Source organism: Streptomyces sp. 891-h (assembly GCF_022760275.1).
Classification (GTDB): domain Bacteria; phylum Actinomycetota; class Actinomycetes; order Streptomycetales; family Streptomycetaceae; genus Streptomyces; species Streptomyces spirodelae.
This window is the reverse complement of record NZ_CP050693.1, coordinates 3,789,737-3,803,786: the sequence shown is the minus strand read 5'-3', so window position 1 is coordinate 3,803,786 and position 14,050 is coordinate 3,789,737. Positions and strand designations below refer to the sequence as shown.

The following is a 14,050-nucleotide window of genomic DNA, read 5'->3' as shown; positions in this document are numbered from 1 at the left end:
TTGATCAGGCTCCTTGGGCGTTGGACTGGGTCCGGTGCTGCTGCCAGCGGGAGCGGATCCGCTGGTGCCATACCGGGTGCTTCCGGGCGGGGACATGGTCGACGCCACCGGGCGACCACGGATTGCAGCGCAGAATGCGCCAGGCCGTCAGCGCCGTTCCCTTCACGGCGCCATGGCGGCCGATGGCCGTATAGCCGTAGTGCGAGCACGACGGGTAGTACCGGCACACCGGGCCGAGCATCGGACTGACGGTCCACTGGTACAGCTTGATCAACCACAGCAGCGGGTACTTCACTGAGCTCTCCCTCCCGGTTCACGGCCGGGATTTTGGGGGCTGTCCCCCGAGGCGGCAGAGCTAGGGGACCCTTTGAGCAGCTTCCGCAGCGCGGCATCCAGGTCTCGGGCCAGTTCCACGTGGTCCGCCTCAGCCGCGCCGGGTTGCGCCCGTACGACGACAAGGCTACCGGGGGGCAGCTGGAAGAGGCGGTGCCGCAGCAGATGCCGCAGGCGCCGCTTCACACGGTTACGGACAACCGCGTTGCCGACGGCCTTGCTCACGACGAAACCCGCACGCACCGGGGGAACCTCTCCCCCCGACGCGTGCGGGTCCGTTCGACTGCGTAGATGGACGACGAGGAGCGGGCGCCCGGCCCTGCGTCCTCGGCGTACCGCGGCCGCGAAGTCCTCGCGCCGCCTCAGCCGGTTCTCGGTAGGCAGCACGTCATGGACCTGTGGTCAGGCTGCTCAGGCCGACAGGCGGGCGCGACCCTTGCTGCGACGGTTCGCGATGATCGCGCGGCCGGCGCGGGTCCGCATGCGCAGCCGGAAGCCGTGGGTCTTCGCGCGGCGGCGGTTGTTCGGCTGGAAGGTGCGCTTGCTCACTCGGGGGCTCCAGAGATGCTTCGTGTCCCACGGTCACCGCAGGACTGGGTGTGGGGAGTCGACCGGCTGTCACCGTGCGCCCACGAGTAGCTCGCAACGCCCGAGTGTGCACCGCTTCATGGTCGACCGGGTTGTACCCGTTGACCTTGCCCATCGGAGGCAGGCGGCAGCAGCCGTCGACACTCGACCTGGTTACGGTACGCGGGCCTACGCCATCCGGTCAAACCAGCGCTGACGGGGCACCCCGCCGCCACCCTGTCACCGTCCGGCTACTGCACTCGTGCACAGCCTGTGGACAACGACTTGAACGGGGCAGCTTCGCGTGACTACCGTGGCCGAACTTCCTTTCCTTCCCGACCGTCCCGAGAACCATGCATTCGTGGGACCCGGTCGATCACCGGACGACCGTCACACAGCGAGTGACCCGTCACCCAGCGAGTGAGAGAGCGTGCCCCGTGGCTGACCTACCTGCCGATCTTGCCGCAGTGTGGCCACGGGTGCTCGACCAGCTGCTGCGCGAGGGACAGGGTGTCGAGGCGAAGGACCAGCGCTGGCTGCGGGACTGCCAGCCCCTCGTCCTCGTCTCCGGCACAGCCCTGCTCGGCGTGCCGAACGAGTACGCGAAAGGGGTACTGGAAGGCCGCCTCTCGCCGCTGATCACCGAGGCTCTCAGCCGCGAGTGCCAGCAGCCCATCCGGCTGGCGATCACCGTGACGGGCCCGGCCCCCGAGGCGGCGGCCCCGCCCGCGCCGGCGATCCCGTCCCCCACACCTGCCCCCGAACAGCAGCAGCCGTCCCAGCCGCAACAGCCGCCCCAGCCTCCGCACCCCGGCTCCCAGCCCCCGCACCAGCACAGCCCCCAGGACCGCTACGGCGAGGAGCGGTACGAGCAGGACAGGTACGGCGGGGACCGGCCGGGCGGCGACCGGCACGAGCAGGAGCGGTTCGACCAGCAGGAGCGGTTCGACCCGTACGAGAGCCGTGAGGTCCCCGGCGCTCGCTCCGCGTACCCGACGGACTACGCCCAGAGCCCCCACCCCACGTCCTGGCAGCAGCCGCGCGAGCCCTACCCCCCGCAGCAGCACCAGCCCCGCCAGCCCTACGACCGCCAGCAGCAGCCGTACGAGCAGCACCAGCCCTACGAGCAGCAGGGCTACGAGCAGCCCGGCTACGAGCAGCAGAGCAGCGGCTACGACACGGGCCAGGGCTACGAGGGCGCACAGAACTACGACAGCGCACAGAGCTACGAACGCGCCGGTGGCCAGAGCTATGAGCGCGGCCAGAGTTACGACGGCGGGCAAAGCTACGATGGCGGCGGCCAGGGCTACCAGGTCGGCCCGCACGGTCAGGGTGGCCAGGGCGGTCAGAGTTACGACCAGCAGTCGTTCGAGTCGTACGAGCCGCAGCAGCATCAGCAAGCGCCACAGCAGCACCAGCATCAGCAGCGCCCCCGGCCGCAGGTGCCGCAGCAGGGCCGCCCGCCCGCTCCGCACTACGACAGCCCCGCACAGCTGCCCGCACCCAGCGGAGCGCCGGGACCGCTGGCCGCGCAGCCCGCGCCGGCCACGGGCCCGGGGGAGCCGACCGCGCGGCTGAACCCGAAGTACCTCTTCGACACCTTCGTGATCGGCGCCTCGAACCGGTTCGCACACGCGGCCGCTGTCGCCGTGGCCGAGGCGCCGGCCAAGGCGTACAACCCGCTGTTCATCTACGGCGAGTCCGGGCTCGGCAAGACGCATCTGCTGCACGCGATCGGCCACTACGCGCGCAGCCTCTACCCGGGCACCCGGGTGCGCTACGTCAGCTCGGAGGAGTTCACCAACGAGTTCATCAACTCCATCCGCGACGGCAAGGCGGACGCGTTCCGCAAGCGCTACCGCGACATGGACATCCTGCTCGTCGACGACGTCCAGTTCCTGGCGGACAAGGAGTCGACGCAGGAGGAGTTCTTCCACACCTTCAACACCCTGCACAACGCCAACAAGCAGATCGTCCTCTCCAGCGACCGGCCGCCCAAGGCGCTGGAGACGCTGGAGGACCGGCTGCGCAACCGCTTCGAGTGGGGCCTGATCACCGACGTCCAGCCCCCCGAGCTGGAGACGCGCATCGCGATCCTCCGCAAGAAGGCGGTGCAGGAGCAGCTGAACGCACCGCCCGAGGTGCTGGAGTTCATCGCCTCGCGCATCTCCCGCAACATCCGGGAGCTGGAGGGCGCCCTGATCCGGGTGACGGCCTTCGCCAGCCTCAACCGGCAGCCGGTCGACCTCGGGCTGACCGAGATCGTGCTGAAGGATCTGATCCCCGGCGGGGAGGACGCGACGCCGGAGATCACCGCGCCCGCGATCATGGCTGCGACGGCCGACTACTTCGGACTGACGGTGGACGACCTGTGCGGGTCCTCGCGCAGTCGGGTCCTGGTCACGGCACGGCAGATCGCCATGTACCTGTGCCGGGAGCTGACCGACCTCTCGCTGCCGAAGATCGGCGGCCAGTTCGGCGGGCGTGACCATACGACGGTGATGCACGCCGATCGGAAGATCCGGGCTCTCATGGCTGAGCGGCGCTCCATCTACAACCAGGTCACCGAGCTGACCAACCGCATCAAGAACGGCTGAGCCCTCTCTCGGTGCCCTACCCCTGGACAGGGGGCGCCTGCCCCTTGCTGTGCGTTGCAGGCCGCGGGCGCTACTCCAGCCTTCGGCTGGGAGGTGCCCCCCCAGGCTTGTCGCGCCCACGCGGTGGAGCCGCACATTGAACACAGCCCCGCGCCCCTGACGGGGCGCGGGGCTGTTCGATTCCGGCACCGGCCAGGCTCTTGGTCCACAGCAATGGGCCGTTTACCGCTTCCACACCCTGGGGACCTTCTCCGTTGTCCCAAGGGCGTCCACAACTGGACCGCTCCGGTGGGGGTTTGCCGAGGTCACTCGGCTGTGTACTTGTGGGCGCCCGGCGTCCACAGGATGTGGAGGGCCGAGGGGGCTCCGCCCCGGGCTGTGACTTGTCCACCGGCCGCCCACAGGATGGGGGCTCTTTTCCCCAGCGATCGGCTACTTCTCCACAGTGCTGTCCACTGTTCGGCAACTCAACGCGCTCGCTCACCGGTCCGAGTGAAAGCCGTCACATCGAGGGGCAGGTTTGGGCTGTGGGAAAGGCGGGGAAAACTGTGGGCGTAGCTGTGGGCAAACCGCTCCTGCCTGTGGGCGGGGTGTGCAGAACTTTTCCGTGTCCACAGAGAACCCCCCTTCCTCCACGGGTCCACCCACAGGCGCGGTGGACAAAATTCCGGGGCTGAGCTGCGGAAACGCGCTTTTCCACCGTTTCCACAAGCCCTACTACTACGACCACACAGAGAGAGCCCGGGATTCGCTTCGAAGTGGGGGCTGTGCACAACTCGGCTCCGCGGGCCTCGACCCGGATCGCGTCGACTTGACCCGCGCCCGCACCTGCTGTCAGTCCGGTGCGTCAGACTGGTGCCCGGCAAAGCACGAGCAGAGGCAGCAGCAGGAGGCGGCTGAACGTGAAGATCCGGGTTGAACGCGATGTGCTCGCGGAGGCGGTGGCCTGGACGGCCAAGAGCCTCCCCGCCCGCCCGCCGGTGCCCGTGCTCGCGGGCCTGCTGTTGAAGGCGGACGACGGCACGCTGAGCCTCTCCGGCTTCGACTACGAGGTCTCGGCGCGGGTCTCGGTCGAGGCGGAGGTCGAGGAGGACGGCACGGTGCTGGTCTCCGGCCGGCTGCTGGCCGACATCTGCCGTGCCCTCCCCAACCGCCCGGTGGAGATCTCCACAGACGGTGTACGGGCGACCGTCGTCTGCGGCTCCTCCCGGTTCACGCTGCACACCCTCCCTGTGGAGGAGTACCCGGCGCTGCCTCAGATGCCGTCGGCCACCGGCACGGTCCCCGGCGAGGTCTTCGCCGCCGCGGCCCAGCAGGTCGCCATCGCGGCCGGGCGGGACGACACGCTGCCGGTGCTGACCGGTGTGCGTATCGAGATCGAGGGCGACACCGTCACGCTGGCCTCCACCGACCGGTACCGCTTCGCGGTGCGCGAGTTCCTGTGGAAGCCCGAGACGCCGGACGCCTCCGCCGTGGCCCTGGTGCCCGCCAAGACGCTGCTGGAGACCGCCAAGTCGCTCAGCGGTGGCGACAGCGTGACGCTGGCGCTGTCCGGCTCCGGTTCCGGTGAGGGCCTGATCGGCTTCGAGGGCGCCGGACGCCGGACGACGACGCGGCTGCTGGAGGGCGACCTGCCCAAGTACCGCACGCTGTTCCCGACGGAGTTCAACTCGGTCGCGGTGATCGAGACGGCGCCGTTCGTGGAGGCCGTCAAGCGTGTGGCGCTGGTCGCGGAGCGGAACACTCCGGTGCGGCTCAGCTTCGAGCAGGGCGTGCTCACCCTGGAGGCCGGTTCCAGCGACGATGCACAGGCTGTGGAGAGGGTCGACGCCGATTTGGAGGGCGACGACATCTCGATCGCCTTCAACCCCGGCTTCCTGCTGGAGGGGCTGAGCGCCATCGACTCGCCGGTGGCGCAGCTGTCGTTCACGACCTCGACCAAGCCCGCGCTGCTGAGCGGCCGGCCGGCCAAGGACGCCGAGGCCGACGAGGCGTACAAGTACCTGATCATGCCCGTGCGGCTCTCCGGCTGAGGGGGTATTCGGCTGGGCGTAGGGTCGAATGCGAACGAAACTGCGGAAACGCGAGAAGTACAGCTAAGGGGCAGTGATGGAGCTCGGTCTGGTTGGTCTCGGGAAGATGGGCGGGAACATGCGTGAGCGCATCCGCCGCGGGGGCCACACGGTCATCGGCTATGACCGGAATCCGGACGTCGCCGACGTCGGCAGCCTCAAGGAGCTGGTCGACTCGCTCAGCGCCCCGCGCGTGGTGTGGGTGATGGTGCCGGCGGGCGCGGCCACCCAGTCGACCATCGACGAGCTCGGTGACCTGCTCTCCCCCGGCGACCTGGTCGTGGACGGCGGCAACTCGCGCTGGACCGACGACGAGAAGCACGCCGAGGAGCTGAGGGCCAAGGGCATCGGCTTCGTCGACTGCGGTGTATCCGGTGGCGTGTGGGGCCTGGAGAACGGCTACGCGCTGATGTACGGCGGCTCGGCCGAGGACGTGGCGAAGGTGCAGCCGATCTTCGACGCCCTCAAGCCCGAGGGGGAGTTCGGCTCCGTCCACGCGGGCAAGGTGGGCGCGGGCCACTTCGCGAAGATGGTCCACAACGGCATCGAGTACGCCATGATGCAGTCCTTCGCCGAGGGCTGGGAGCTGCTGGAGGCCGCGGACTCGGTCACCGATGTGCGCGAGGTCTTCCGCTCCTGGCAGGAGGGCACCGTCATCCGCTCCTGGCTGCTGGACCTGGCGGTCAAGGCGCTCGACAGCGACGAGCACCTGGACGCGCTGCGCGGCTACGCGGCGGACTCGGGCGAGGGCCGCTGGACGGTGGAGGCCGCGATCGACAAGGCGGTGCCGCTGCCGGCGATCACCGCTTCGCTGTTCGCGCGGTTCTCCTCCCGGCAGGAGGACTCCCCGCAGATGAAGATGATCGCCGCGCTGCGCAACCAGTTCGGCGGCCACGCGGTGACGGCCGCCGACAAGTCCGGGGAGAAGGGCGCTGACGCCCCGGGTGCCGACGTCACGCCGCCCACCGGGGGCTGACGGCCAGACGATGCACGTCACGCATCTCTCGCTCGCCGATTTCCGCTCGTACGCCCGGGCCGAGGTGCCGCTCGGCCCGGGCGTGACGGCGTTTCTCGGGCCGAACGGCCAGGGCAAGACGAACCTGGTGGAGGCCGTGGGCTATCTGGCGACGCTGGGCAGCCACCGAGTGTCGGCGGACGCGCCGCTGGTACGGCAGGGTGCTCAGCGTGCCGTCGTCCGTGCCCAGGTGCGGCAGGGCGAGCGGGATCAGCTGATCGAGCTGGAGCTGAACCCGGGCAAGGCCAACCGGGCGCGGATCAACCGCTCCTCGCAGGTGCGGCCCCGCGATGTGCTGGGCATCCTGCGCACGGTGCTGTTCGCGCCCGAGGACCTGTCGCTGGTCAAGGGCGACCCGGGTGAGCGGCGCCGGTTCGTGGACGAGCTGGTGACGGCGCGTGCCCCGCGGATGGCGGGGGTGCGCTCGGACTACGAACGGGTGCTCAAGCAGCGCAACAGCCTGCTGAAGTCGGCCGCCATGGCGCGGCGGCACGGCGGCCGCGGTGTGGATCTGTCGACGCTGGACGTGTGGGACCAGCATCTGGCGCGCGCGGGCGCCGAGTTGCTGGCGCAGCGGCTTGATCTGCTGGCGGTGCTGGGCCCGCTGGCCGACAAGGCGTACGAGCGGCTGGCGCCGGGCGGCGGCCCGGTCGCGTTCGAGTACCGGGGTCCGGTGGCGGGTGCTTCCCGGGAGGAGCTGTACGCGGGGCTGCTCGCGGCGCTGGGCGAGGCCCGCAAGCAGGAGATCGAGCGCGGTGTGACGCTGGTGGGCCCGCATCGCGACGACGTACTGCTGCGGCTGGGCGAGCTGCCGGCGAAGGGGTACGCCAGCCACGGCGAGTCCTGGTCGTACGCGCTGGCGCTGCGGCTGGCCGCGTATGAGCTGCTCAAGAGCGAGGGGCATGAGCCGGTGCTGATCCTGGACGATGTCTTCGCCGAGCTGGACACCAGACGCCGGGCCCGGCTGGCGGAGCTGGTGGCCCCGGCCGAGCAGGTGCTGGTGACCGCCGCGGTTCCGGAGGACGTGCCGGATGTGCTGGCGGGTACGCGGTTCTCGGTGGCGGACGGGGAGGTGACGCCGCTTTGAACGAACGCCCGATCGAGCAGCCCGACGCGGAGTCCGGCAAGGACAAGACGCCCGCGGAGTCCGGCAAGGCCGAGCCGCCCGCGGCCAGCGGTGTCGACCTGGCCCGGGTGGCGCTGCGGGCCGCCAGGGCGCAGGCCCGAGCACGGGGAGACGAGGCGCAGCAGCGGCGGCAGGCCCGCCGGGGCGGCGGGCTGCGCTCGGGTGCCCGGCGGGACGGGCGCGATCCGCTGCCGTTGGGGGCCGCCGTCAGCAGGCTGATCGCGGAGCGCGGCTGGGAGACACCGGCGGCGGTCGGCGGTGTGATGGGGCGCTGGCCGCAGCTGGTGGGCCCGGAGGTGGCGCAGCACTGCGAGCCGCAGCGGTACGACGAGGAGGAACGCACGCTGCTGGTGCGGTGCGACTCGACGGCGTGGGCGACGCAGCTGCGGCTGCTGGCGCCGCGGCTGGTGGCGCGGCTGAACGAGGACCTGGGCCAGGGCACCGTACGGATGATCAAAGTGCGGGGTCCCGAGGCTCCGCGCAAGGGGTACGGGCCGCTGCGGGCGCCCGGCAGCAGGGGGCCGGGAGACACGTACGGGTGAGGTCCGGGGGCCTTCGGTCGCCGTGTGTATGCGGCCCGGGACAGCCGGAGACGGATCGAAGCTCTCAGTGCCACTGTGAAGCTCTTGGCCCCCCGGTCCAGATATGGGGAGTCGAACGGCTCCAGTTCAGGGCGCCACATGTGGACTCAGGCACCGGCAAACCCCCACTCCTGTCGCAGCCACCGGTACACTGGGGGACTACCGCACCGTTGCGGAACATGTCGAACGACGCAGCCGCTCCGCCTTGCCCTGGAGACGGCCTGTGCTGTGCCAGAAAGGGCGCTTCGTGGCCGATTCCGGCGATCTCAACGAGAACGACAAGACGACTCCGCCGCAGTCCGCGGAGGAAACCCCCACTCCCGTCCCGACAGGCGACGCCGAGGTGCCGTCGTACGACGCGAGCGCGATCACTGTCCTGGAGGGGCTGGACGCGGTTCGCAAACGGCCCGGCATGTACATCGGGTCGACCGGTGAGCGTGGTCTTCATCACCTGGTGTACGAGGTGGTGGACAACTCCGTCGACGAGGCGCTCGCCGGGCACGCGGACACCATCGATGTGGTGCTGCTCGCCGACGGCGGCGTCCGGGTCACCGACAACGGGCGCGGTATCCCGGTGGGCATCATCCCGTCCGAGGGGAAGCCGGCCGTCGAGGTCGTGCTCACCGTGCTGCACGCGGGCGGCAAGTTCGGCGGCGGCGGTTACGCGGTCTCCGGCGGTCTGCACGGCGTCGGCGTCTCCGTGGTGAACGCGCTGTCCACCAAGGTCGCCGTCGAGGTCAAGACCGACGGCTACCGCTGGACGCAGGACTACAAGCTGGGCGCGCCCACGGCCCCGCTGTCGCAGAACGAGGCCACGGACGAGACGGGTACCACGGTCACGTTCTGGGCCGACAGCGACATCTTCGAGACGACGGACTACTCCTTCGAGACGCTCTCGCGGCGCTTCCAGGAGATGGCCTTCCTCAACAAGGGGCTGACCATCTCGCTGACGGACGAGCGCGAGGGGCACGTCGACGAGGACGGCAGGCCCAACACCGTCCGGTACCACTACGAGGGCGGTATCGCGGACTTCGTCCGCTATCTCAACTCGCGCAAGGGCGAGCTGGTCCACGACACCGTCATCTCCTTCGAGGCCGAGGACACTGAGCGGATGCTCTCGGTCGAGGTGGCGATGCAGTGGAACAGCCAGTACAGCGAGGGGGTCTACTCCTTCGCCAACACGATCCACACCCACGAGGGCGGTACCCACGAGGAGGGCTTCAGGGCCGCGCTGACGGGTCTGATCAACCGGTACGCGCGGGACCGCAAGCTGCTGCGCGAGAAGGACGACAACCTCACGGGTGAGGACATCCGCGAGGGTCTGACCGCGATCATCTCCGTCAAGCTGGGCGAGCCGCAGTTCGAGGGGCAGACGAAGACGAAGCTGGGCAACACGGAGGCGAAGACCTTCGTCCAGAAGATCGTCCACGAGCATCTGACCGACTGGCTCGACCGGAACCCGAACGAGGCCGCCGACATCGTCCGCAAGGGCATCCAGGCGGCCACGGCGCGGGTCGCGGCCCGCAAGGCGCGGGATCTGACGCGCCGCAAGGGGCTGCTGGAGACGGCGTCGCTGCCGGGCAAGCTCTCGGACTGCCAGTCCAACGACCCGGCCAAGTGCGAGATCTTCATCGTGGAGGGCGACTCCGCGGGCGGCTCGGCCAAGTCGGGCCGTGACCCGGAGTACCAGGCCATCCTGCCGATCCGCGGCAAGATTCTGAACGTGGAGAAGGCGCGGATCGACAAGGTCCTGCAGAACGCCGAGGTGCAGGCGCTGATCTCGGCTTTCGGCACCGGTGTGCACGAGGACTTCGACATCGAGAAGCTCCGCTATCACAAGATCATCCTGATGGCGGACGCCGATGTCGACGGCCAGCACATCAACACCCTGCTGCTGACCCTGCTCTTCCGCTTCATGCGGCCGCTGGTGGAGGCCGGTCACGTCTTCCTGTCGCAGCCGCCGCTGTACAAGATCAAGTGGAGCCGGGACGAGTTCCAGTACGCCTACTCCGACCCCGAGCGCGACAGCCTCATCCAGCTCGGCCGCGAGCAGGGCAAGCGCATCAGGGACGACTCGGTGCAGCGCTTCAAGGGTCTGGGTGAGATGAACGCGGACGAGCTGCGTACCACCACCATGGACATCGAGCACCGCGTCCTGCGCCAGGTGACGCTGGACGACGCGGCCGCCGCCGATGACCTGTTCTCCATCCTGATGGGTGAGGACGTCGAGGCCCGCCGCTCGTTCATCCAGCGCAACGCGAAGGATGTCCGGTTCCTGGACATCTGACGTCGGCCCCTGGTTGCCGTTCCCGGACCAGGACCTTGCAGCGACCAGGACCGCGAAGCGCCGCACACAGAGAAGGACTTGATCTTTAACCATGGCCGACGAGACCCCCACCACCCCGGAGCCGACGCCCGACAACGCCCCGGCGCCCGACAGCGCGCTGGTGGACACCGAGGCGGGTGCGCGCGTCGAGCCCGTCAGCCTCGAGACGGAGATGCAGCGCTCGTACCTCGACTACGCGATGAGCGTGATCGTGAGCCGCGCGCTGCCCGACATCCGCGACGGCCTCAAGCCGGTGCACCGCCGGGTGCTGTACGCGATGTACGACGGCGGGTACCGCCCCGAGAAGGGCTACTACAAGTGCGCCCGCGTCGTGGGCGACGTGATGGGCACCTACCACCCGCACGGTGACACCTCGATCTACGACGCGCTGGTGCGGCTGGCGCAGCCCTGGTCGATGCGGATGCCGCTGGTCGACTCCAACGGCAACTTCGGCTCGCCCGGCAACGACCCGGCCGCGGCCATGCGGTACACCGAGTGCAAGATGGCGCCGCTGGCCATGGAGATGCTCCGGGACATCGACGAGGAGACCGTCGATTTCCAGGACAACTACGACGGCCGCAACCAGGAGCCGACGGTTCTGCCGGCGCGCTTCCCCAATCTGCTGATCAACGGCTCGGCCGGGATCGCGGTCGGCATGGCGACCAACATCCCGCCGCACAACCTGCGCGAGGTCGCCGCGGGTGCCCAGTGGTACCTCGACCACCCGGAAGCCTCCAACGAGGAGCTGCTGGAAGCCCTCATGGAGCGGATCAAGGGTCCGGACTTCCCCAGCGGCGCACTGGTGGTGGGCCGCAAGGGCATCGAGGAGGCGTACCGCACCGGGCGCGGCTCGATCACCATGCGGGCCGTGGTGGAGGTCGAGGAGATCCAGGGCCGCCAGTGCCTGGTCGTCACCGAGCTGCCCTTCCAGGTCAACCCGGACAACCTCGCGTTGAAGATCGCCGACCTGGTCAAGGACGGCCGGATCGGCGGTATCGCGGACGTCCGCGACGAGACGTCCTCGCGGACCGGCCAGCGCCTGGTCATCGTCCTGAAGCGGGACGCGGTCGCCAAGGTCGTCCTCAACAACCTCTACAAGCACACCGATCTGCAGACCAACTTCGGCGCCAACATGCTGGCGCTGGTCGAGGGTGTGCCGCGGACCCTGTCGCTGGACGCCTTCATCCGGCACTGGGTCGCACACCAGATCGACGTGATCGTGCGCCGCACCCGCTTCCGGCTGCGCAAGGCCGAGGAGCGTGCCCACATCCTGCGCGGTCTGCTCAAGGCGCTGGACGCGATCGACGAGGTCATCGCGCTGATCCGGCGCAGTGAGACCGTCGATGTGGCCCGCGAGGGCCTGATGGGGCTGCTGACGATCGACGAGATCCAGGCCAACGCGATCCTGGAGATGCAGCTGCGCCGGCTGGCCGCGCTGGAGCGGCAGAAGATCACCGCCGAGCACGACGAGCTCCAGGCGAAGATCAACGAGTACAACGCGATCCTCGCCTCGCCCGAGAAGCAGCGGCAGATCATCGGCGAGGAGCTGCGCGCGATCGTCGACAAGTTCGGCGACGACCGGCGTAGCAAGCTGATCCCCTTCGAGGGCGACATGTCCATCGAGGACCTGATCGCCGAGGAGGACATCGTCGTCACGATCACCCGTGGCGGCTACGTCAAGCGCACCAAGACGGACGACTACCGCGCCCAGAAGCGCGGCGGCAAGGGCGTGCGCGGGACGAAGCTGAAGGAAGACGACATCGTCGACCACTTCTTCGTCTCCACCACCCACCACTGGCTGCTGTTCTTCACCAACAAGGGCCGTGTCTACCGGGCCAAGGCCTACGAGCTGCCCGACGCGGGGCGGGACGCGCGGGGCCAGCACGTGGCCAATCTGCTCGCCTTCCAGCCGGACGAGCAGATCGCCGAGATCCTCGCCATCCGGGACTACGAGGCAGCGCCCTACCTGGTGCTGGCCACCAAGTCGGGCCTGGTCAAGAAGACCCCGCTCAAGGACTACGACTCGCCCCGCTCCGGCGGCGTCATCGCGATCAACCTCCGCGAGATGGAGGACGGCCGCGACGACGAGCTGATCGGCGCCGAGTTGGTCTCTCCCGACGACGACCTGCTGCTGGTCAGCAAGAAGGCCCAGTCGATCCGCTTCACCGCGACCGACGAGGCGCTGCGTCCCATGGGCCGGGCCACCTCCGGTGTCAAGGGGATGAGTTTCCGCGAGGACGACGAACTGCTCTCGATGAATGTCGTGCGGGCGGGTACGTTCGTGTTCACGGCGACCGATGGCGGGTACGCGAAGCGGACCAACGTGGACGACTACCGGGTCCAGGGCCGCGGCGGCCTCGGTATCAAGGCCGCCAAGATCGTGGAGGACCGGGGCTCACTGGTCGGTGCGCTGGTGGTCGAGGAGACGGACGAGATCCTCGCCATCACGCTCAGCGGCGGTGTGATCCGTACGCGGGTCAACGAGGTGCGGGAGACCGGCCGTGACACCATGGGCGTCCAACTGATCAACCTGGGCAAGAAGGACGCGGTTGTCGGCGTCGCACGGAACGCCGAAGCCGGTCGGGAGGCCGAGGAAGTGGAGGCCGCGGCGGGTACCCCTGACGTGGGGGAGCAGGACGCGCCCGACCCGGACGACGACTAGGACAACTAGGAGCAGGGCGTGAGTGGTGCTCAGCCGCAGCCGAAGGCTCAGCCGCAGCCGCAGGCGAAGCCCCCGTCCCCGGCCCAGCCGCAGACCGAGCAGCAGCCGCACCGGCCGCCGCAGGCGTATCCGTCCCCGGACGGGGACCGGCAGGCGGCTGCGGGCGGCCGGCCGGAGCAGCCGGGAGCGGGCACCGTACGCAAGCCCCGTACCGGGGCCCGCACGGTGCCGCGGACCCGTAAGGCCCGGCTGCGGGTGGCGAAGGCCGACCCGTGGTCGGTGATGAAGGTCAGCTTCCTGCTGGCCGTGGCGCTGGGGCTGTGCACCATCGTGGCGGTCGCCGTGCTGTGGATGGTGATGGACGCGATGGGCGTCTTCTCCACCCTCGGCGGCACCGTCAGCGAGGCCACCAGCGCCGAGGGCAACGGCGGCTTCGACCTGGAGACGTTCCTCTCGCTGCCCCGCGTCCTGCTCTTCACCTCGCTCATCGCCGTGATCAACGTCGTCCTGGCCACCGCGCTGGCCACCCTGGGCGCCTTCATCTACAACCTCTCGGCGGGCTTCGTCGGCGGGGTCGAGCTGACCTTGGCGGAGGACGAGTAGCCCGGCCCCCGGCCCGTACGGAACCGATTTGGGACCACGGCTGAAGTGCGCTAACCTTTCTGTGCAGCGCGCGGCTATAGCTCAGACGGTTAGAGCGCTTCCCTGATAAGGAAGAGGCCCCAGGTTCAAGTCCTGGTAGCCGCACAGTGGCGGAACGCCGGCACGGAA

The 14,050-nt window shown here is 69.4% G+C and carries 11 protein-coding genes and 1 tRNA gene; 9 read left to right on the top strand and 3 right to left on the bottom strand.

Annotation, left to right across the window (positions count from 1 at the left end; translation table 11 throughout):
- Positions 1–4: 4 nt before the first annotated feature.
- The 3 genes from yidD to rpmH are packed head-to-tail and all read right to left on the bottom strand — an operon-like array spanning position 5 to position 882.
- A complete protein-coding gene (yidD, locus tag HC362_RS16560; protein ID WP_243084725.1) occupies positions 5–295 on the bottom strand; it encodes a membrane protein insertion efficiency factor YidD in 291 nt (96 codons plus the stop codon).
- On the bottom strand, positions 292–720 hold the full coding sequence (rnpA, locus tag HC362_RS16555) for a ribonuclease P protein component (protein ID WP_243084724.1): 429 nt from the start codon (positions 718–720) through the stop codon (positions 292–294). The genes yidD and rnpA overlap by 4 nt, the downstream gene beginning before the upstream one ends.
- A 24-nt stretch (positions 721–744) precedes the next feature.
- Complete coding sequence (gene rpmH / locus HC362_RS16550) at positions 745–882, bottom strand: 50S ribosomal protein L34 (RefSeq protein ID WP_016472057.1); 138 nt, start codon at positions 880–882, stop codon at positions 745–747.
- A 455-nt stretch (positions 883–1,337) separates the two neighbouring features.
- Here rpmH and dnaA point away from each other — a divergent pair, with 455 nt between their 5' ends.
- From dnaA to HC362_RS16505, 9 genes are all read left to right on the top strand, one after another.
- Positions 1,338–3,497: a chromosomal replication initiator protein DnaA gene (dnaA, locus tag HC362_RS16545; RefSeq protein ID WP_279240110.1), complete on the top strand. Its 2,160-nt coding sequence runs from the start codon at positions 1,338–1,340 to the stop codon at positions 3,495–3,497.
- A 902-nt stretch (positions 3,498–4,399) separates the two neighbouring features.
- Positions 4,400–5,530 carry a DNA polymerase III subunit beta gene (dnaN, locus tag HC362_RS16540; protein ID WP_243084722.1) on the top strand — a complete coding sequence of 377 codons (1,131 nt, stop codon included), beginning with the start codon at positions 4,400–4,402 and terminating at the stop codon, positions 5,528–5,530.
- Positions 5,531–5,606: 76 nt separating this feature from the next.
- Complete coding sequence (gene gnd, locus HC362_RS16535) at positions 5,607–6,545, top strand: phosphogluconate dehydrogenase (NAD(+)-dependent, decarboxylating) (RefSeq protein ID WP_243084721.1); 939 nt, start codon at positions 5,607–5,609, stop codon at positions 6,543–6,545.
- A gap of 10 nt (positions 6,546–6,555) precedes the next feature.
- Positions 6,556–7,671 (top strand): DNA replication/repair protein RecF, encoded by a 1,116-nt coding sequence (gene recF / locus HC362_RS16530; RefSeq protein WP_243084720.1) that lies wholly within the window; start codon positions 6,556–6,558, stop codon positions 7,669–7,671.
- Between the two features lie 98 nt (positions 7,672–7,769).
- Positions 7,770–8,252 (top strand): DciA family protein, encoded by a 483-nt coding sequence (locus tag HC362_RS16525; RefSeq protein WP_243088638.1) that lies wholly within the window; start codon positions 7,770–7,772, stop codon positions 8,250–8,252.
- Between the two features lie 262 nt (positions 8,253–8,514).
- Positions 8,515–10,578 (top strand): DNA topoisomerase (ATP-hydrolyzing) subunit B, encoded by a 2,064-nt coding sequence (gene gyrB / locus HC362_RS16520; RefSeq protein ID WP_279240109.1) that lies wholly within the window; start codon positions 8,515–8,517, stop codon positions 10,576–10,578.
- Between the two features lie 91 nt (positions 10,579–10,669).
- Positions 10,670–13,279, top strand: coding sequence for a DNA gyrase subunit A (gene gyrA / locus HC362_RS16515; protein ID WP_243084719.1), 2,610 nt, complete (start codon positions 10,670–10,672; stop codon positions 13,277–13,279).
- Between the two features lie 18 nt (positions 13,280–13,297).
- On the top strand, positions 13,298–13,882 hold the full coding sequence (locus HC362_RS16510; RefSeq protein ID WP_243084718.1) for a DUF3566 domain-containing protein: 585 nt from the start codon (positions 13,298–13,300) through the stop codon (positions 13,880–13,882).
- Positions 13,883–13,952: 70 nt separating this feature from the next.
- Positions 13,953–14,026 (top strand) — tRNA-Ile (locus HC362_RS16505).
- Positions 14,027–14,050 lie beyond the last annotated feature (24 nt).